The sequence below is a fragment of the Bacillus sp. PK6-025 genome (assembly GCF_056530265.1).
Genome location: NZ_CP096509.1, coordinates 3,726,347 through 3,745,531 on the forward strand (window position 1 = coordinate 3,726,347; position 19,185 = coordinate 3,745,531).

18 protein-coding genes are annotated in these 19,185 nt (G+C 47.8%); 3 read left to right on the forward strand and 15 right to left on the reverse strand.

What is annotated here, in order from left to right; genetic code table 11:
• Nucleotides 1-29 precede the first annotated feature (29 nt).
• Genes M1D67_RS19155 through hprK form a run of 5 tightly spaced genes read right to left on the reverse strand, consistent with a single transcriptional unit; the run spans nt 30 to nt 3,910 of the window.
• Complete coding sequence (locus M1D67_RS19155; RefSeq protein WP_095292106.1) at nt 30-548, reverse strand: acyltransferase; 519 nt, start codon at nt 546-548, stop codon at nt 30-32.
• On the reverse strand, nt 545-1,192 hold the full coding sequence (gene ppaX, locus M1D67_RS19160) for a pyrophosphatase PpaX (protein ID WP_025810719.1): 648 nt from the start codon (nt 1,190-1,192) through the stop codon (nt 545-547). Before ppaX ends, M1D67_RS19155 begins: the two co-directional genes overlap by 4 nt.
• Nucleotides 1,182-2,129, reverse strand: coding sequence for a nucleoside recognition domain-containing protein (locus tag M1D67_RS19165; RefSeq protein WP_026580159.1), 948 nt, complete (start codon nt 2,127-2,129; stop codon nt 1,182-1,184). The genes ppaX and M1D67_RS19165 overlap by 11 nt, the downstream gene beginning before the upstream one ends.
• Before the next feature lie 24 nt (nt 2,130-2,153).
• Nucleotides 2,154-2,966: a prolipoprotein diacylglyceryl transferase gene (gene lgt / locus M1D67_RS19170; RefSeq protein ID WP_020453077.1), complete on the reverse strand. Its 813-nt coding sequence runs from the start codon at nt 2,964-2,966 to the stop codon at nt 2,154-2,156.
• Between the two features lie 11 nt (nt 2,967-2,977).
• On the reverse strand, nt 2,978-3,910 hold the full coding sequence (gene hprK / locus M1D67_RS19175) for an HPr(Ser) kinase/phosphatase (protein WP_020453078.1): 933 nt from the start codon (nt 3,908-3,910) through the stop codon (nt 2,978-2,980).
• A gap of 196 nt (nt 3,911-4,106) precedes the next feature.
• Here hprK and M1D67_RS19180 point away from each other — a divergent pair, with 196 nt between their 5' ends.
• Both M1D67_RS19180 and M1D67_RS19185 read left to right on the forward strand, forming a co-directional pair.
• A complete protein-coding gene (locus M1D67_RS19180; RefSeq protein ID WP_020453079.1) occupies nt 4,107-4,586 on the forward strand; it encodes a MarR family transcriptional regulator in 480 nt (159 codons plus the stop codon).
• Between the two features lie 184 nt (nt 4,587-4,770).
• Nucleotides 4,771-6,285 (forward strand): MFS transporter, encoded by a 1,515-nt coding sequence (locus M1D67_RS19185; protein WP_238548684.1) that lies wholly within the window; start codon nt 4,771-4,773, stop codon nt 6,283-6,285.
• Nucleotides 6,286-6,301: 16 nt separating this feature from the next.
• Here the strand turns inward: M1D67_RS19185 and M1D67_RS19190 are convergent, their stop codons facing one another.
• The 5 genes from M1D67_RS19190 to M1D67_RS19210 all read right to left on the reverse strand — a co-directional run bounded on the left by M1D67_RS19190 (nt 6,302) and on the right by M1D67_RS19210 (nt 12,417).
• A complete protein-coding gene (locus M1D67_RS19190; protein WP_479831456.1) occupies nt 6,302-10,312 on the reverse strand; it encodes a lamin tail domain-containing metallophosphoesterase family protein in 4,011 nt (1,336 codons plus the stop codon).
• 97 nt (nt 10,313-10,409) lie between these two features.
• Entirely contained in the window at nt 10,410-10,769 is a 360-nt protein-coding gene (locus tag M1D67_RS19195) for a phage holin family protein (RefSeq protein WP_023856370.1), read from the reverse strand.
• On the reverse strand, nt 10,766-10,966 hold the full coding sequence (locus M1D67_RS19200) for a PspC domain-containing protein (RefSeq protein WP_020453083.1): 201 nt from the start codon (nt 10,964-10,966) through the stop codon (nt 10,766-10,768). The genes M1D67_RS19195 and M1D67_RS19200 overlap by 4 nt, the downstream gene beginning before the upstream one ends.
• A gap of 4 nt (nt 10,967-10,970) precedes the next feature.
• A complete protein-coding gene (locus M1D67_RS19205; RefSeq protein WP_256163499.1) occupies nt 10,971-12,065 on the reverse strand; it encodes a DUF4097 family beta strand repeat-containing protein in 1,095 nt (364 codons plus the stop codon).
• A 25-nt stretch (nt 12,066-12,090) separates the two neighbouring features.
• A complete protein-coding gene (locus M1D67_RS19210; protein WP_020453085.1) occupies nt 12,091-12,417 on the reverse strand; it encodes a DUF4870 domain-containing protein in 327 nt (108 codons plus the stop codon).
• A gap of 214 nt (nt 12,418-12,631) precedes the next feature.
• On the opposite strand from M1D67_RS19210, the gene M1D67_RS19215 reads away from it, so the two are divergent.
• Complete coding sequence (locus M1D67_RS19215) at nt 12,632-12,862, forward strand: hypothetical protein (protein WP_479831457.1); 231 nt, start codon at nt 12,632-12,634, stop codon at nt 12,860-12,862.
• On the opposite strand, the gene M1D67_RS19220 is transcribed toward M1D67_RS19215, so the two are convergent.
• The 5 genes from M1D67_RS19220 to M1D67_RS19240 form a co-directional block, all read right to left on the reverse strand.
• Nucleotides 12,859-13,251 carry a VOC family protein gene (locus tag M1D67_RS19220; RefSeq protein ID WP_031305052.1) on the reverse strand — a complete coding sequence of 131 codons (393 nt, stop codon included), beginning with the start codon at nt 13,249-13,251 and terminating at the stop codon, nt 12,859-12,861. The two genes, M1D67_RS19215 and M1D67_RS19220, sit on opposite strands and share 4 nt — an antisense overlap.
• 141 nt (nt 13,252-13,392) lie before the next feature.
• Nucleotides 13,393-16,266: an excinuclease ABC subunit UvrA gene (gene uvrA, locus M1D67_RS19225; protein WP_020453087.1), complete on the reverse strand. Its 2,874-nt coding sequence runs from the start codon at nt 16,264-16,266 to the stop codon at nt 13,393-13,395.
• A 7-nt stretch (nt 16,267-16,273) separates the two neighbouring features.
• Nucleotides 16,274-18,259: an excinuclease ABC subunit UvrB gene (gene uvrB, locus M1D67_RS19230; protein WP_025810713.1), complete on the reverse strand. Its 1,986-nt coding sequence runs from the start codon at nt 18,257-18,259 to the stop codon at nt 16,274-16,276.
• Nucleotides 18,260-18,442: 183 nt separating this feature from the next.
• Entirely contained in the window at nt 18,443-18,676 is a 234-nt protein-coding gene (locus tag M1D67_RS19235) for a CsbA family protein (RefSeq protein WP_020453089.1), read from the reverse strand.
• A gap of 117 nt (nt 18,677-18,793) precedes the next feature.
• Nucleotides 18,794-19,087: a DUF5316 domain-containing protein gene (locus tag M1D67_RS19240; RefSeq protein ID WP_020453090.1), complete on the reverse strand. Its 294-nt coding sequence runs from the start codon at nt 19,085-19,087 to the stop codon at nt 18,794-18,796.
• Between the last annotated feature and the right edge of the window lie 98 nt (nt 19,088-19,185).

Genomic DNA, 19,185 nt, shown 5'->3' on the forward strand with positions numbered 1-19,185 from the left:
CTTTGATTGCAAATAAAGGCCCCCGTTCTTTATTCAGCGGGGGGCTCCAACCTTTTTTCCATTTCTTCTTTTGTATAGATCAGCCGCATCGGATTGCCGCCGACAAAAGCGCCCGGAGGCACATCTTTATGAACGAGCGTACCGGCGGAAATGACGGCGCCGTCTCCGATTTCGACGCCTGGAAGGATCGTCGTATTGGCTCCGATCATGACTTCATCGCCGATGACAACCTCGCCGAGCCGATATTCTTTTATTAAATACTCGTGCGCCAAAATGGTCGTATTGTAGCCGATCACGGTGTTACGCCCGACGGAGATCTTTTCAGGAAACATGATATCCGGCATGACCATTAAAGCAAATGAGCATTTCTCTCCGATTTTCATCCGCAAAAACGTCCGGTACATCCAATTTTTCATCCCAAGAAACGGCGTATAGCGCGCTGCCTGAATGACGATAAAGTTTTTGACCACTTTAAAAAATGGAACCGTCTGATAGATGTGCCATAAGGAATTGGAGCCGGACACCGGATAGCGCTTCGTTTTTCTCAAGCTTTCTCCACCTCAAGAATGCGAAGGAGATCGCTCATTTGCTGGAGCATAAAATCAGGCTCGTGTTTAGCCAGGCTTTCTTCTCCTTTAATCGTCCACGCAACGCCTGCTGTTTTCGTTCCGGCGTTCTTCCCTGCTAATATATCGTGGTAATTATCACCGATCATGATGGCTTCTTCCGGACGGCTGCCAAGCTTGGAAAGGGCGAGCAAAACAGGCTCGGGATCTGGCTTCGGCCGCTTGACGTCATCCAGCGTCACAACCGTCTCGAAAAAGGCATCAAGCCCCGTCAGTTTAAGCCCCATGATAACGGTGTCCCGCAGCTTTGTCGTGACAATCCCGAGCTTATACCCTTCTTCCGCGAGGCGTTCCAGCGTCTCGTAAACCGTCTCATACTCGGTTACCAGTTCATCATGCATCTGATGATTAAATGTCCGGTACATGGTGATCATTTCTTCAGCCTTATCCTTTTGAATGCTTGAGAACGTTTCATAAAGGGAAGGTCCGATGAAAGCAAGGACATCCTCCCGTTTATAGCGTCCCGGTGCATAATGGTCGAGCGTGTGCAAAAATGAGGCGATGATCAGCTCATTTGTATTGATTAGCGTTCCATCCAAATCAAATAAAACCGTATTAACTTTCATACAAAGCTTCCTTTCTGCGAACGGAATAACCCGGCTTTCTCCAGATGCGCGAAATCGCGATCGTCAGCAGAATCGCGGTTACAAGCCTGATCAACAAAAGAGGCCAGACCGGAATGCCGAGCGGGATAAATACCAATGTGTCTTCCACAACCGCGTGACAGGCAACGAGAAAAATAAACGCGATCGTTACATCTCTTTTGCTGACGCCGTCTTCTTCGACCGCTTTGATCATAACGCCGGCCCCATATGCAAGGCCGATCGTCAGCCCGGCAACCATCGTCATTGAGGTGTTCTCTTTCATGCCGAGCATTCTCGTCAGCGGTGCAAACCACTTTGAAAAAGTATGCAGCCAGCCGAGGTCTCTCATATATTGAATGATGATCATCAGCGGTATCACGATGGCTGCAAGCTGAAGGACACCAAGACCCGCCTTGGTGACGGCTTCAAGCGCAATTTCAAGCCAGCCGGAAGGAGCGGCGCTTTTCGCAGAGATCAAGCCGTATTTAGCCGCATCCTGACCGCCGTGCCAGACAAGGTTAATGATAAAGGCCGAAAAAACGGCGAGGCCGATGCGCACAAGCAAAATAAGCCATATTTTAATTCCGACCCTTGATGCAACGGTCGATTCGATAATCAAATTGTGGCAAAACGACAGCATCACCGCTAAAATAAACACTTCTTTAACTGTCAAATCAAGCGTTAAAATCCCCGCAATTCCGGCATACAAGTTCAGCATGTTGCCGAGCACAAGCGGTATCGCCGCTTCCCCTGACAACCCGAAAATTCCCATCGCCGGCGTGATCAGTTTGATCAACCAGTCCATCACCGGTGTGTGCTGAAGCATGCTGACAATCAGCGTGACAGGAAAAATCACTTTTCCGAGTGTCCACGTCGTTTTCAGTCCCGCCACAGCGCCGGCTTTTAAAGTTCCCTTCATTGCTGTCTCCCCTTTGTAAAATCGCTACATCTCCTGATACCGTTTAATCTCTCGCCCTTTGAAACGTCTGTAGGCTATCAGCGCAGCCGCACTGAGGATCAGGACGATTGAAATCACCTGGGCGATGCGAAGGTTCGCCGTCAGCATCAGACTGTCCGTTCTCAGGCCTTCGATATAGTAGCGTCCCATCGAATACCAAATGACATAGATTAAGAACAGCTCGCCTCGCTTTAAATTCGCTTTTCTTAAAAGAAGCAGAACGACTACTCCCGTGAAGCTCCACAGCGATTCATACAAAAAGGTAGGCTGGTAGTACTGCCCGTCGATGTACATTTGATTGATGATAAAATCAGGCAGGTGGAGGTTTTCTAAAAATGCTCTTGACACCGCCTCACCGTGCGCTTCCTGGTTCATAAAGTTTCCCCAGCGGCCGATCGCCTGACCGAGCAGGATGCTTGGAGCAGCAATATCAGCCAGCTTCCAAAACGAAAGCCCTTTGACCTTCGCATAAATGATTCCCGTCAGTACGGCGCCGATCAGTCCGCCGTGGATCGCAAGGCCGCCGTTCCATATTTGAATAATCTGGTCCGGGTGTTCACTGTAATAGCCCCATTGAAAAATGACATAGTATGCCCTTGCACATAAAATTGCAATCGGGATCGCAAAAAGCACCAAATCGACAAAGGTGTCCTTATGCAGCCCCCTCCGTTCGCCTTCCCTGACCGCCAGCCACAAGCCCAGCAAAGCGCCAAGGCCGATGATAATGCCGTACCAATGGACAGCAATCGGCCCCAGGTGAAAAGCAATCGGATTTAAAGGTTCAATCGTTTCATTCATATTGTCAGCTCCTATTCTTCAAGCTCACCATCTTCAATCACATCCGCAAGCTTATGGGTAAATTGCTCAGCGGCATTCAGACCCATTCTCTTTAGTCTGAAGTTCATTGCGGCCACTTCGATGATGACGGCAAGATTTCTTCCCGGACGAACCGGAATTGTCAGCTTCGGAACGTCTGTATCAATAATTTTCATTGTATCTTCTTCAAGCCCTAAGCGGTCATACTGCTTTCCTTGCTCCCAAAGCTCCAGACTCATGACAAGAGTAATCCGCTTAAAGCTTCTGACCGCCCCCGCGCCAAATAACGTCATGACATTGATAATGCCAAGGCCTCTGATTTCCAGGAGATGCTCAATTAATTCAGGCGCGCTTCCGATCAATGTATCCTGGTCTTCCTGTCTGATCTCAACGCAGTCATCCGCCACAAGGCGATGGCCTCTTTTGACAAGCTCCAAAGCCGTTTCGCTTTTTCCAACGCCGCTCTTTCCGATAATGAGCACCCCGACGCCGTAAACATCGACGAGGACGCCGTGAATCGCAGTTGTCGGAGCCAGCTGGCTTTCAAGAAAATTCGTCAGACGGCTTGTCAGGCGCGTCGTCTTTAACGGGGATCGAAGCACAGGCACGCCGTTTTCTTCGGAAGCCTCGATGAGTTCAGGCGGAATCGGCAAATCACGGGAAAGGATGATCGCCGGTGTAATTTCCGTGCATAACGACAGCATCCGCTGCTTTTTTTCTTCCTCTGGAAGCTTTTCAAAAAAGGTAATCTCGGTCTTCCCAAGCAGCTGAACCCTCTCTTTTGGATAGTATGTAAAATAACCAGCCATTTCAAGGCCCGGTCTTGATAAATCGCTCATCGTAATCGGGCGGTTGATCCCTTCTTCTCCGCTGATGAGCTCAAGCTTAAATTTATCCATCACATCTTTTGTTCGAACTTTCGGCACGATTGATGCACCCTCCTCTTCTCAGATGAAGAACTAGACATTCAGCTTTATTCTATCACTTTCAAAATGAACCTAAAACATTTTTTGAAAATGGCCCCCCTTGACACTTCGGTGAAGTCTTCTTTTCCCGGGCTTTCTTTCAAAGCGAAAAATCAGTAGTATGTAAAGAGGAACGCGAAAAGGAAGTGAAGAACCGTTGAAATACAATATCCATGATACCACCGTGCTGAACGAAGACATTTTGACCCCGGAAGAAAAAGAGACATGGGTTCTTTATATGAAAGTACTGACCGCTGCCGGCCTGGGGGATGTCTCCGAATGGATGAAGCTCGATCTCAGCATGCCGCAAATGAAAGTTTTAATGCTTCTGAACAACCACGGCACACTGAAAGTCTCCGAAATCGCTGAAAAAATGGGCGCTTCCCTTTCAAATATGACCGGACTGCTCAGCCGCCTTGAACAAGCGAACTTCATCAAAAGAACACATTCCGAGCAAGACCGGAGAACGATTGTTGTTGAACTAACCGAAGATGCAAAGGGGATTTTTCGAAGCCTTTACAAAAAGGGCCACGAAAAGCTCAAAAAGGCGCTCCAGAAACTGAACGAACAGGAAAAAACCAAAGTGAATGAAGGCCTTACCATTCTTGAAAAAGCGTTAAAAGCTGACGATGAATAGACAAGCTGCCCGGAAAACGGCGCAGCTTTTTTTGTTGAAAAATTTCTTTTGACAAAACGTGTTTTTTTAAGGATGATTAAAATAGTTCACTCAAAGTGAATTATTCATTTTAAATTAATAAAAAAGGAGGATATATGGTGTGAACCAAAAGTGGGCCGTATTATTATTTACGATCGGCGTGTTTATGGCTGCTTTAGACAATGGCATCATTTCAGCCGCACTGACGACAATCAACGATTCTTTTCAAGTATCCCCCTCATGGGGAGCTTGGGGCATCACACTTTATACGCTCGGTTTGGCAGTCAGCGTCCCGATCGTCGGAAAGCTGTCTGACCGGTATGGACGTAAAAAGCTGTTTATCATCGAAGTCTTGCTGTTTGGCGCCGGTTCGCTGCTGGTTGCATTGAGCCAAAACTTCCCGATGTTTTTATTGGCAAGGCTGATTCAGTCGCTTGGCGGCGGCGGAATCTTTATTATCGGAAGCTCGCATATTCTCACTGCGCTGCCTAAAGAAAAACAGGGAACCGCACTGGGGCTTTTAGGTGCGATGAACGGCATCGCGGCAGTGCTCGGTCCGAATATCGGCAGCTTTATTTTGGATATGACCGGAAGCTGGCACTGGCTGTTTTTGATCAACCTTCCGATTGCCGCAGTGCTGATCATTCTCAGCGTTCCATTGATGAAAGAAACAAAAGGCGGAACACAGAAGCCGCTCGATCTGGCCGGAACTGTGCTGTTGTCTCTTGGGATTTTAGCTGTGATGTACGGAATAACGAATATAAACGGACAGCACATGTCTGCCGTCCTGTCCGACCCAAAGGTTTACTGTTTTCTTCTGATCGGCTGCGCGCTGTTTGCAGGACTCATCTTTTATGAAAAACGCATAGAACTGAAAGGCGGCGACCCGATACTTGCCTACAGCTTATTAAAAAACAAGGTGTTTCAATGGACGCTTTTTATCGGATTTTTATCCGGCGGACTCTTGGCAGCCGTTATTTTCATTCCTGCATATGCGGAACAATATTTGCATGTCGCTCCTGAAAAAGCGGGGTATTGGATGACGCCTCTGGCGCTGGCTTCAGGAATAGGAGCAGGGCTCGGCGGAATGCTCGCCGATCGGAAAGGACCGGTAAAAGCGGCATGGCTCTCGGGAATCATTTCGTTCGCCGGGTTTTTACTCTTATCCGTCTGGGTGACAGAGAAGTGGGAATTTGTTTTGGCAAGCATCATCGCAGGGGTCGGTTTTGGTTTTCTGTTGGGCGCGCCGTTAAATATGCTTGTATCAGAGGCAGCAAAACAGGATTACGGGACTGCGCTCGGCACATTATCACTCGTCAGGCAGATGGGAATGACCTTGGCGCCCGCTTTGTATGCAGGATATATAACGGCCGGCTACGAAAATATCGGCACACATATCAAACAAAAACTGAATGATGCAGGGATGCCGATAAAAGAATTTACAGGCGGTGAGTCGGACGTATCGCGTCTGAACGAATCACTCAGCCAGATTCCCGATCCAAAAGTCAAGGACATTATAAGCGAAGCGATCCATGAAAGTGTGGGAACGGGGTTTTTTAACCTCTACTTCACAGCCGCCGTCCTTTCCCTTGCCGTCATCGCTTCTGTCAGCATTTTATCGCTTTACAGAAAAAAACAAGCCGACACGGCAACCCGTCTGAAAAAAGATGTGACAAACTAAAAAGCATTTGCTCCCCTTAGGAAAACAAATGCTTTTTACGTTCACAAATGAATACCGCAGCCAGCCAAAAGCCGATTACAGCAATTGGGGGATTTTTCATACCTGACGGCTCAAGTTTCGCTTGCTTTAACTTCATGCCGGCCGGCGGGGGGCTCCCCGACAATTGCCACAGAGCTGAGCCCACCCCGGCGGTTTGATCTATCAAAAAGGATTTCATGCCGTCATCTTTTGTCGTCAATTTCCACATCTGAGATCTGCTTTTGCCGCCGTAATGGTCAGAAGCTGCGGCGTACCAGAAATAGGTTGTGTTCGGCTGTAAATCCTTCCATGTCACTGAAGCCGTCTTTCCGCTTTTCACCGTTTTTGCTTTCCCAATTTCCTTGTTCGAAAAGACATTCAGCTCAAAATAATCGGTTTTAACCTTTTTCTTCCGTGGTTTCAGATCCGTTTTGATGTTGAACTCGTCTTTCGGGCCGAATTGGTGCGGATCATAAAAATTATAGTCGTCAAGATATGGCGAATACGTTTTGACATGGATCGTGTCATGCTTCGGATCTACATGAAGAATTCTTAAATAACCTTGGCCTCCTTCAGGACCGCCCTGATAGTCGGCAAGCATTTGATACACCTTGCGATCCGTCTTGCCGTCCCCGTTATCATCAAGCCTGTCGACTTTTAAGTTGGAGCTGTGATAGTGGCCGCTCAACACGGCGATCACATTCGGATTCCGCTTGATGATCTGTTCAAATATTTTCTCCCCGATTGGACTTCTGCTTCCGCTGACAAGCAAAAACTCGTGAAATGACAAAATCGCTTTTCGATCGGGATGGCGTTTCAGAACATCATCTATCCACTGCAGTTCTTTTTTTCCGATTCCCCACCCCATCGATACCATGATATAGTCGTTTCCCCCGCTGGAGATGAGATCGTAATGCCCTTTGTTATTCTGATAAGACCCGCCGTAATGCGGTTTTTGTTTAAAACGTCTTTCCCCGAAATACCTGCCGAATTTCAAATAAGACCGGTCTTTATGGCTGACATCGTGATTGCCCGCCAGCACGCCGTATGGAACTTGATGGTCGTCGAGAACTTTCATGAACTGGTCGGCGCGCTTCCATTGCAGCGGCTGATCCGCTTCATCCACAAGATCCCCCGTATGAAAGACGTACTGAATGTTCAGCTTGTCCTTTTGTTCGGCGATCCACTTGACCTGACGTTCAAAAATGTGCGGATAGCTTTCCGAATAATATTGCGTATCAGACATCCACACAAATGTATAGTCATTTTGCGAAAGCTGAATTTGATCCTGAATGATGATGCTCGCCTTGGATTGACGGATATAATCGGCAGCTTTTATGCTTCCTTTGAGGGTGAAAGGTTTTTCATCCTTTGCAACATGGAATGTCAGCGTCTCCCACCTCTTGTTCGTCCAATTCCAAGCGAACATGGAGACTTTTCTGCCGGGAAGCGAACTGCCTCGCCACCGCACTTCCACCTTGTCGTTCGGCCCCGTATTTTCATCCACTTTGACATCAAAGCGATGGTACGGAAACTTTGTTGTTGATGACGTTTCAAAACCTTTTCCGTCAGGTGCGGACATGCCGCTGCGCTCTTCTTTTGTCAGTGCCTTTTCCCCTCTGACCGCAAAGCTTTGCGGAGGTTCTGTCCCGCTTTCGTTCGCTGACACGTCAACGTGCTCTTCGTCTTTTACAGTGTACTGAAACCCTTGATGGAATGACACTTTCATCTTATCTTTGGTCGGGTCCTTGACGCGGACGGCCAGCTTAGCCTGTGTGCTGCCGGGGGTATTTTTGACCTGGGAGGGCTTGTCCGGCTTTTCCTCTTTAATATAAAATGCCTTTTTCACGATTGACAGGTTGCCGGCGCTGTCCTCCGCTTTTATTTTCAGTTCGTGCTTTCCCGCATCCAGGCCGGCAGAAGATATAAAATAGGGAAGCGCTATTTTTTTGCCGTCAAGAACGGCTTTTATGCTTTTCACACCGCTCCATTTGTCGTGTGCGACCGCATTGATCTCAAACGATCCTTTATACGTCCTGCCGTCTTTTAATGACGTTTTGATCTCAGGGCCTGTATTATCAACCGTCACCCTGCGGATGAGCCTTTCTTCGCCATTCTCCGCTTCAACGATGTGCGGCCCTTCATCCCAGGCCTGTGTATGCCATTGACTGGCAAGCGATGTAAACTTGGCTTCCGGAATCGAAAAACGGAATTCATACCATTCGCGCGCCCCTGGACCGTCGCCGGCCGGAAGCTCAGCTTTCGGATCGTCGTACTGCTCATCGCGAATGATGGTCCCATCCGCTAAGATAAGACGGGGATTCTTGAGGACAAAATCATCCCTGTTTTCTTCTGCAGATTGTTCAAATGGGGTTGACTTCGTGCCTGAACGAACTTTAATCGCAAACGGCTTTCCTTTTTTAAATTCCTCCGGAGAAACCGGAACCGTAATAGTCGTATACCGGCGGCGCGAATCGTCAAAAACTTTTTGAACCCTTCTGCCGATCGTTATAGCATTTTTAAAATACAGATTTGTTTGATTGACATCGAATGCAAAGTAGGCCTTTTTTTCAAGCGCTGATTCACCTTTTTTTTGTTCAATTCCGTCAATCCGAATTGTCGTTTCAAAAGGCGGCTTTTCTGCTGTGGCTTTCAACAGCATTTTTCCGGAAACGGTTCCGCCTTCGCTTACATTCAGCCTGAGCCCCTTTAAAATCCGCTGTTCAAGCGGTATCGTTTTCTTTTCAGTCGCCGTAACATTTGATCCATCGCCGGACCGCATATAGTATTCCACTTTTTCTTTGCCAATGAGCTCGGCAAAATAGATATTGTGGCGGTACAAACCGTCATTGCGGCTTTTTTCAACACGGACTTCAGTAAACGGCTCATCATCATTCATACGGTAGAAAAACTGCGCCTGTTTCACTTGCCGATTGTCTTTCATGTCAGCTAAGAGCTGAATCGTTTCACCCGGTTTGACCGCTTGATGATCCGTCATATCATGGATCGCCGGCTTTTCTCTGTCAGGCATGACCGTCACCGTCTGTGAAGGAACCTGCGCCTTCAGGAGCGAACCAGGAGACGGTGTTTCTTCCCCGGCCGATATCATTTTCATATGCTTCGTTCCATCCAGCGGATATCGATAAAGAAGCGCTTTATTTTTAGTGACATCAGTTTTATCCGGCTTGCTTTGATAACGGGCGGATGCGACCTCTTCCCCGCTGTTTGTGCAGATAATCACCTCTCTCGGCGCCGTATTCGCCAGGCCGCTCCCTTTGAGAACAGAAAGCGTTTTGCCTTCACGAAGGTGAACACCGTAATGCTGATTGAAGTCATCTTCCGTCAAATGTCCGTTTGAGCGGTTTTTCACCCAAAACACGTGTGTTTGACCGGAAGGAATCGTCACATCATCGCGTTCAAAAGGCCAGACGGTGTCTGATTCCTTGCCCTTTTCAGGATGCCTGTATTTCATTTTGTAATTGTTCAGATGAACAGCTTTATTGGTATTGTTATAAACTTCAATAAATTCATAGCCGTCCTTTGCACCGGTGTTTGACGTGTCGACAGCCATTTCCGTGATCAACAGCTCCGGAAGCTTTTGTGTATCCGTACGTACGCCTTTCAGGGCGACAGTATACACATCCGTCTTCACAGAGGAACGACCGGCCTGAGCCTCAATGTAATACTGGACTTTGTCGGATGCTATGGATTCGCTTTCCAACTTGGCAATATAGCCGTTCTGTTTGCCCGGCTCTACTTCCATCGGAATCCCCCGATACGGCAATTCGGCATGCTGCTTGTAATACAGAATGACCGTGTCAGCGGCCGCCTCCGCGGAAAAATACAAGTCGTCTCCTTTTTTTACTTGTTCAACAGAAGTATGCCTGATGGCCGGTGAACCAAGCTGACTGTGCTCTTTTTCCGCCGCGGACGATATCGGCATCTGTAAGGCAAAAAGTAAAACTGCGGCCAGAAACAAAAGGGTTTGGCGATTTCTGTACTTTTTCATCGTCTACCTCCCTTTCGTATTTTGCCTTTACAGATCATTTTTATGAAAGAGACATCCGTGCAAAAAAAAGAAGCCTGATGAATCATCAGACTTCAACTTATTTTTTGGACATCGGTTCGATAATTGCTTTTTGAATGAGCAAGTGGAAAACCGACAGGACGATCGACGCAAAAATGGCTGTCCCAAAGCCGTCCAGGTCAAAACTGTCCCCCATAATGGATGCGGTCATATAAAGAGTAATCGCATTGATGATAAACAAAAATAAACCTAACGTAATCACCGTGACAGGCAGCGTCAAAATCACCAGCACCGGCTTCACAAACATATTTAAGATCGATAAAATCAAGCTTGCCGTGATGGCTGCCCCGATGCTTCTGACGTGAACCGAATCAAAGTAACCGGCAATAACGATTAATAATAAGGCATTGACAAGAACGTTTATGATCCATTTCATCATCTGTCGACGTCCCCTTCATTCGGCACTAGGAATACCCAGACAATATAAATCAGCAGAACGGGAACTCCGGTCGAAAATATAAATAATAGAACCGTAATGATTCTCAGCAATGACGCATCCATATTTAAATACTCAGCAAGACCCCCGACGACCCCGGCAATCTTTCTGTCTGTTTCGGATCGAAATAGCCTTTTCATTGTATCACTCCTGTGTATGGTTTAAATGGATCGATCCTGTCTTCGATTCCAAAAAAACAGTCATGCTATGATCATGATTTTGATTTGCTTTTAGATACATTTCTTTCTGGATTGTCTCGTTTTTTTCTTTTAAAATTTCCGCATCTGACAGATCATGAGACAGAGAACCGAGATTGCTTTTCAGCTCCGCTGTCACAGCGCAGTCCCGGGGAACATTCAGCTCTACGCTTCCAGTCGTTGTTTTCACGTATGCCGTCCGGCAGTGCGGATTTTTGACTGTTGCAGCAATATTACCGTTAAAGCTCTGCAGGTCAAGTGCATCGCATGAACCTTTAAGATCGATCAATCCATTGATGGTTTCCGCTTCAATCTCTCCGCAAGTATGGTCGGCGAGTTTGATTTGCCCATTTGCAGTTTCCAATGAAGCTTTTCCTGCCGTGAGAGCAGAGAACGACAGCACGCCGTTCGTCGTTTTGGCGGACAGCTCTTTTACGTTTAAATGTTCCCCTCTGACCGGGCCGTTAAACAGCTTAAAGCGGATTTTGCCGTACTCTTTGTCCGGTATATAGACGGTAAGGTTGGTCTTCATTATTTTTTTCTCCGTGCGGATCGTGAACTTATCGCCTTCCACACCGCAGTCGATATGCTGGAGAAAAGCCTGCCTTGCTTCATCCTGATTTTCGGCGCGGTACACTTTTGCCTGGCATTCGACTCTGATGTCGGAATCGTTCCATGGTACAAGGTTGACGCTGCCGTTGGCAAGCTGAATATCCAGAGTCGAAAAATCGGAGTCTTTGAACTGGAATATATGCTGAACCTCGAACGAGTGCCCGAAATTCAAATCCAGGTCTGCTTCTTTCACTTTTTTTACAGCGGTATCAATCCATTCGAACAGTTTGGAACCGATTGAAGGCTTCGGTTCTTTTTTCTTTTCGCTGTAGAAGTCTTCCGCATCAATGACATTTTCAGACAGAGCTGTCACTTTGCTCTCCGTTTCCCTATAGTCTTCTTCAAGTTTTTCGATCAGGATCAGCGCCTCTTTCGCAGACAGTTTTCCTTCCTCGACCAATTTTAAAATTCGCTCTTTCTCATGCTTCATGAAAAGCTCCCCCGTTCTCCTTCTTTTAGGCCTGAGTCAGCATTTTAATCCCTTGAACAACGTTCCAGACCACAATAATCAAGCTGATGATCCCGAAAAAAACAAAACCTCCGACCATGAAAATGACCGCCAAATAACCGCCGTCATTAAAGATAAGCGAACCGCTGATCGCGCCTGCTGCCAATATGACTACGCTTATAAACGGAATAATATGCGAAATAAGCGAACGCATCGCATGCTTTTTCGTTTCTTGATCATCTGTTATAAAATACGCAGCGATTGGCAAAATAAGCGGGGCAAAAAAAACGCTAAAATAACAAATTGCAGAAATCAGTGCGTTGTTTCTCGTCATGCAAAACACTCCTTATCGATGTAAAGCGTTCTTGTGAGTCTAATGTACAGTGACCTTATACTCAGTTTACGTGTATCTTGGCCTTTAGGTTTCATTTTCATTCGATCGGCGTGCGTCAAACTTCGCGAATTGATTTTTTTAGATTTTATGAATAGATTCTTTTTTTATAACCCTTTAAAATATGTGGCAAAGCCAAAGAAAAGGAGCGAGCGTTATGAAACAGAAATCGGAAGTACACACCTCATCCGCCTCCCAGCTTCTTAGTCTGATTCAGGAACAAAAAAGGATGAATCAGGAGATCGTGAACCGATTGGAAGCGATCAACTCCGCTCCTCCGCTTTCCAGCGAAATCCGCTATTTAAAGGTTCTGCTCAACAGCAGCAGCACCCACATTTTAAGCAGTATGATTGAAGCGGCCAAACACATCAGCCGGACTGAGCGTTAAACGTTCTCACGAAGTTCGTTTGATATTTCAACCAGATTTCCGTCGGGATCTCTGATATACACCGAAACGATCGGTCCTTCAGCGCCCGTCCGCTCTGCGGGGCCTTCTTCAATCTGAATGGACAGCCCTTCCAGATGACGGATCACATCATCAATGCCTGTATTTGTGATGAAACACAGGTCCAGGGAGCCGGGCACCGGGTGCTGTGCCTTCGGCTCATATTCTTTTCCGGCCTCGTGGAGGTTTATTTTTTGCCTGCCGAATGTCAGCGCTTTTCTTCCTTCTCTAAAAGTGACCGCATCCATCCCCAACACACGGCTGTAAAATTCGCATGTCGCTTCAAGGTCTTTGACCGTCAGGACCAGATGATCAATCCGATCGATCTTCATCACCCCATCCCCCTTTATGGTTTGTTTTTTACGTTATAACAGCTATTGAATAAAAGAGCAATGAAAATCTTTTGAACAAAGCTTGCCGCTGATCATTCGGCCATTGAAAAAGCCGCCGACGTGAGATCGGCAGCATGTTATTTACGGTCTGACAGCTTCTTTTTCCTGAAGCCGCTTTTTCATTCTGTTTTTGTCGCGTTCAATGATCGGTTTTAAATAATGGCCGGTATATGACCCTTCAACTTTCATGACTTCTTCGGGCGGTCCGGAGGCCACGATCGTCCCCCCGCCGTCTCCTCCTTCAGGGCCCAAATCGATCAAATAATCAGCTGCTTTTATAATATCGAGATTGTGTTCGATTACAAGCACGGTATCTCCATTATCGACCAGGCGCTGCAGAACGGCCAAAAGCCTTGCGATATCATCGACATGCAGTCCTGTCGTCGGCTCGTCCAAGATATAGAGTGATCTTCCCGTTGAACGGCGATGAAGTTCAGATGCCAATTTGACCCGCTGCGCTTCTCCCCCGGAAAGCGTTGTAGCCGGCTGTCCGAGCGTAATATAGCCAAGCCCGACATCATAGAGGGTCTGCAGCTTGCGCTTGATTTTCGGGATGTTCTCAAAAAATTGAACGGCATTTTCGACCGTCATCTCAAGCACGTCAGAAATGTTTTTACCTTTGTATGTGACCTGAAGCGTTTCACGGTTGTATCTCTTTCCGTGGCAAACCTCACAAGGAACGTATACATCGGGCAGGAAGTGCATCTCGATTTTGATAATTCCGTCGCCTTTGCAGGCTTCACAGCGCCCGCCTTTGACGTTAAAGCTGAAGCGCCCTTTTTTGTATCCTCTGACTTTCGCTTCATTCGTCTGGGCAAACACGTCACGGATGTCATCGAACACGCCGGTATATGTGGCCGGGTTTGACCTCGGCGTCCGGCCGATCGGAGACTGGTCGATGTCGATCACTTTATCGAGGTGCTCGATTCCTTTTATTTCTTTGTATTCTCCCGGTTTTGCCTTCGCCCGATGCAGCTTCTGAGCCAGCGTTTTGTGGAGAATTTCATTGACGAGCGTGCTTTTCCCTGATCCCGATACCCCGGTGACAGCTGTGAACACGCCGAGCGGAAACTTCACGGAAACATTTTTCAAGTTGTTTTCCTTTGCGCCTTTTACCTCGATAAAACGGTTGTCAGGCTTCCTTCTCTCGGCAGGAAGAGGAATGAATTTTTTCCCTGAGAGGTACTGCCCTGTCAGCGATTGATCATCGTTCATCACTTCTTCCGGTGTTCCGGCAGAGATCACTTCTCCCCCGTGTACGCCCGCGCCGGGTCCGATATCAATTAAATAGTCGGCGGCAAGCATCGTGTCCTCGTCATGCTCGACGACGATCAAGGTGTTTCCGATATCCCTCATGTTTTTGAGCGTATCAATCAGGCGGTCATTATCGCGCTGATGAAGACCGATTGACGGCTCATCAAGAATGTAGAGGACACCGGTCAGCCTTGAGCCGATTTGCGTTGCAAGCCTGATCCGCTGCGCTTCTCCTCCCGACAGAGTGCCGGCGGCACGGCTGAGCGTCAAATAGTCAAGCCCGACATTGTTCAAAAATCCAAGGCGCTCTTTAATCTCCCGCAAAATGAGGTTGGCGATCTTCATGTCTTTTTCCGAAAGTTCAAGTTCACGGAAAAATTGAAGGGCGTTAGAAACCGACATTTCGGTTATTTTGCCGATATGAAGGCCGTTTACCAGTACGGCGAGGGATTCCTTTTTCAGACGGTAGCCTTTGCATGAAGGGCACGGCTGATTGGCCATGTATTTTTCCATCAGTTCCCGAACGTAATCAGAGCTCGTTTCTTTATAGCGCCTTTCGATATTGCGGATGACGCCTTCGAACTCAATGTAGTTTTCCCGGACCTGTCCGAAGTCGTTTTCATATCTGAAATAAATCTGCTCGTCTCCGCTGCCGTAAAGGATTTTTTCAAGCTGGTGCTTCGGCAGCTCCCTGACCGGAACATCCATATCGATTCCATAATGGCTGCATACCGCTTCAAGCAGCTTCGGATAATACTGGGAGCTTTGCGGTTCCCAAGGTGCAATCGCATTCTCCTTTAGCGACAGCTCATCGTTTGGAATGACGAGCTCTACATCGACTTCCAGCTTGGACCCGAGGCCGTCGCAGCTCGGACACGCGCCGAACGGGCTGTTGAAAGAGAACATTCTCGGCTCCAGTTCACCGATTGAAAAACCGCAGTGCGGGCAGGCATGATGTTCGCTGAAAAGTAGCTCTTCCTGTCCGATCACATCGATGATCACGCGGCCTTCACCGAGGCGGAGCGCCGTTTCGAGCGAGTCTGTGAGACGGGCTGCTACCCCTTCTTTTATAACGATACGGTCGACGACAACTTCAATCGAATGCTTTTTATTCTTTTCGAGCTCGATGTCTTCTGAGAGGTCGTTCATTTCGCCGTCGATCCGGACTCTCACATAGCCTTGTTTTCTGATTTGGTCGAGCACCTTCACGTGCGAACCTTTTCTTCCCGAGACGATCGGCGCGAGCACCTGGATCTTCGTGCGCTCGGGATATTCCAAAATTCTGTCCGTCATCTGTTCGATCGTTTGCGAGGTAATTTCAATCCCGTGAACCGGACAGACCGGCTTTCCGATTCTGGCAAACAGCAGCCGGAGATAATCATAGATTTCCGTCACCGTTCCGACTGTCGACCGGGGGTTCCGGCTCGTCGTTTTCTGATCGATGCTGATCGCCGGCGACAGGCCTTCGATCGCATCGACGTCGGGTTTGTCCATCTGTCCTAAAAACTGGCGGGCATACGCGGAGAGAGACTCGACATAGCGCCGTTGCCCCTCTGCATATATCGTATCGAACGCAAGGGATGATTTCCCTGATCCCGAAAGACCTGTCAGCACGACAAGCTGGTCCCTCGGAATAGAGACATCGATATTTTTCAGGTTGTGGGCCCTTGCACCTTTCACCTCAATTCGTTTCGTTGCCATTCTCCATTCATCCTTCCGATTTTAACTCTAGGAGCAAGTCGCGAAGCTCAGCGGCACGTTCAAAGTCAAGCGCTTTTGCGGCTTCCTTCATGTCGTTTTCCATTTGAGCGATCACTTTTTCCCGCTCTTTCTTCGTCATCTTCGAAAGCTTCGGCTCCTCTTTTGCTTGATATTCTTCCTGCTCTTCAGCAGCATGAGTTGCCCGGATGACGTCCCTGATCTTTTTGTTGATCGTTTTCGGCGTAATGCCGTGTTTATCATTATAGGCCTCCTGCTGTTCGCGGCGGCGCTTCGTTTCATTGATTGCGATTTCCATTGAGTTGGTGATTTTGTCGGCATACATGATCACGCGGCCTTCGGCATTTCTGGCGGCGCGGCCGATTGTTTGGATGAGCGAACGCTCAGACCGCAAAAAGCCTTCTTTGTCTGCATCAAGGATGGCGACAAGTGAAACCTCCGGAATATCGAGTCCTTCCCTCAGCAGGTTGATGCCGATGAGAACGTCATGCTTGCCGAGGCGAAGGTCGCGGATGATCTCGATCCGCTCCAGCGTTTTAATCTCGGAATGCAGGTACGTGACCTTGATTCCGATTTCTTTCAGATAATCCGTCAAATCCTCGGACATTTTTTTCGTCAGCGTAGTGACGAGGACGCGTTCATTCCGCTCGATTCTCTGCTGGATTTCGCCGATCAGATCATCGATCTGCCCTTCAATCGGCCTTACCTCAATGATCGGATCAAGCAGCCCCGTCGGCCGGATGATCTGCTCTACCATTTCAGGCGTATGCTCAAGTTCATAAGGGCCCGGCGTAGCCGACACATACACGATGTTGTGAATGTGCTTTTCAAACTCTTCAAACCTGAGCGGACGGTTATCCAAAGCGGAAGGGAGCCTGAATCCGTGATCGACGAGAACCTGTTTCCTCGCCTGGTCTCCGTTGTACATTCCTCTGATCTGCGGCATGGTGACATGCGACTCGTCTATGACCATCAGGAAATCGTCCGGAAAGTAATCGAGCAGCGTATATGGAGTCGAACCTGCCGGACGAAGCGTCAAATGCCTTGAATAGTTTTCGATGCCCGAGCAAAAGCCCATTTCGCGCATCATTTCCAAATCGTATCTCGTCCGCTGTTCCAGACGCTGGGCTTCAAGGAGCTTGCCTTCTTCACGAAGCGCTTTAAGGCGCTCTTCCAGCTCCTCTTCAATGTTTATGATCGCTTTCTTCATCTTTTCTTCCCGCGTGACGAAGTGGGAAGCCGGGAAGATCGCGACGTGTTCCCTCTCCCCTAAAATTTCGCCTGTCAGGGCATCCACTTCCCTGATTCGTTCGATTTCGTCCCCGAAAAATTCAACCCGGATGCAGTGCTCATCCCTTGAAGCCGGGAAAATCTCGACGACATCGCCGCGCACCCTGAATGTTCCGCGCTGAAAGTCGATATCATTCCGCGCATATTGGATGTCAACGAGCTTTCTGAGCAGCTCATTTCGCTCGATTTCCATTTCCGCTCTGAGCGAGAGCACCAGTTCCCTGTATTCCTCCGGGGAACCCAAGCCGTAAATACAAGAAACACTCGCCACAATGATGACATCTTTGCGTTCAAAAAGAGCAGACGTGGCAGAGTGCCTTAATTTATCAATCTCATCGTTAATGCTGGCATCTTTTTCGATAAATGTATCAGTCTGAGGCACGTAAGCTTCAGGCTGGTAATAGTCATAATAGCTGACAAAATATTCAACTGCGTTGTTTGGGAAAAATTCCTTAAACTCGCTGTACAGCTGTCCGGCGAGCGTTTTGTTGTGGGCGATGACGAGAGTCGGTTTGTTGACTTCTTTAATCACGTTTGACATCGTAAACGTCTTTCCTGTACCAGTCGCCCCCAAAAGCGTCTGATGCTTTCTGCCTTCATTGATTCCTTTGACAAGCTGATCAATCGCTCTCGGCTGATCCCCCTGGGGCTGATAATTCGAGACTAATTCAAAGCGGTCTTTCACAAAAAAGCCTCCGTTTCTTTACGAAATCTTCCTGCTTATTATTTTAACACACCCGAAGTAAAAATACGAACTAAAGTTCGGTTTCTGTGTTTTCCCACAAAAGCCGACCCTTCCTGATCTATCAAAAAACCCCTCCTTTTTGTCATCAAAAGCAGGGCTTTACGGCAATCATTCTTACGATTTCTATGAGTCTTCCTTCTTTTCACCCGCCTTTTTCGCCGCATAGAGTGAACCGGCCACGAGCGAGACGATATCAAGTCCTACAATAAAAAAGGTTTCCGTATAACCTTTTAAATATGAAGCGAACAACAGCGCTGCGGTCAGCGCAATCCCGACGTAATGGTTATAGGTCACCCTTGTAAAAAACAAGACAAGCAAGAAAGGAAATATCAGTGCAAAAACGGCTTTTGTAAACACAAAAACCCTCCTCACGTTTCTTGATCTTATTCGATTATATTAAAGAACAAAGAAACGGACAAACATGGACACTCATTCATTTTGTCCATTATCATGCCGCGTTATTCGAATCAGACGTTAAAAGGCGAAAAAGAACGAGATTCCGGCTGCCAGGAGGTTCGGCATGGCGAAAACGGCGAGTGCGTTTGCCAGTTTGCCGTTCCACTCCCTGTGCTCCTTCGTTTCCGAATCGTGATTTCCCTTGAACCGGTCACCGCTGACAAATACGCCGGAACATAAAGCAGACAGCAGAATTGCGCCTAGTCCGGCGGATCCCGAAACTTTGAAAATCAACGTCCAATCCCCGGCCGCAGCCGAAATCAATACAGCTATCAAACAAACAAAAACACCGGCGAGAAAAGCCTTTTTCATCAATCATTCTCCTTCAATCGGTTCTATCCATCATCCTAGCGGAACGTTTTGTAAAAGACAACCAAAAAGATTCCCCAAAAGGAAAAGCAAAAGCGCCC

Excerpts from the sequence above, each read along its gene's own strand:
- ppaX (WP_025810719.1), bottom strand. The coding sequence starts at position 1,192 with ATGAAAGTTAATACGGTTTTATTTGATTTGGATGGAACGCTAATCAAT.
- M1D67_RS19165 (WP_026580159.1), bottom strand. The coding sequence starts at position 2,129 with ATGAAGGGAACTTTAAAAGCCGGCGCTGTGGCGGGACTGAAAACGACG.
- lgt (WP_020453077.1), bottom strand. The coding sequence starts at position 2,966 with ATGAATGAAACGATTGAACCTTTAAATCCGATTGCTTTTCACCTGGGG.
- M1D67_RS19185 (WP_238548684.1), top strand. The coding sequence starts at position 4,771 with ATGGCTGCTTTAGACAATGGCATCATTTCAGCCGCACTGACGACAATC.
- M1D67_RS19190 (WP_479831456.1), bottom strand. The coding sequence starts at position 10,312 with ATGAAAAAGTACAGAAATCGCCAAACCCTTTTGTTTCTGGCCGCAGTT.
- M1D67_RS19195 (WP_023856370.1), bottom strand. The coding sequence starts at position 10,769 with ATGATGAAATGGATCATAAACGTTCTTGTCAATGCCTTATTATTAATC.
- M1D67_RS19200 (WP_020453083.1), bottom strand. The coding sequence starts at position 10,966 with ATGAAAAGGCTATTTCGATCCGAAACAGACAGAAAGATTGCCGGGGTC.
- M1D67_RS19205 (WP_256163499.1), bottom strand. The coding sequence starts at position 12,065 with ATGAAGCATGAGAAAGAGCGAATTTTAAAATTGGTCGAGGAAGGAAAA.
- M1D67_RS19210 (WP_020453085.1), bottom strand. The coding sequence starts at position 12,417 with ATGACGAGAAACAACGCACTGATTTCTGCAATTTGTTATTTTAGCGTT.
- M1D67_RS19215 (WP_479831457.1), top strand. The coding sequence starts at position 12,632 with ATGAAACAGAAATCGGAAGTACACACCTCATCCGCCTCCCAGCTTCTT.
- M1D67_RS19220 (WP_031305052.1), bottom strand. The coding sequence starts at position 13,251 with ATGAAGATCGATCGGATTGATCATCTGGTCCTGACGGTCAAAGACCTT.
- uvrA (WP_020453087.1), bottom strand. The coding sequence starts at position 16,266 with ATGGCAACGAAACGAATTGAGGTGAAAGGTGCAAGGGCCCACAACCTG.
- M1D67_RS19240 (WP_020453090.1), bottom strand. The coding sequence starts at position 19,087 with ATGAAAAAGGCTTTTCTCGCCGGTGTTTTTGTTTGTTTGATAGCTGTA.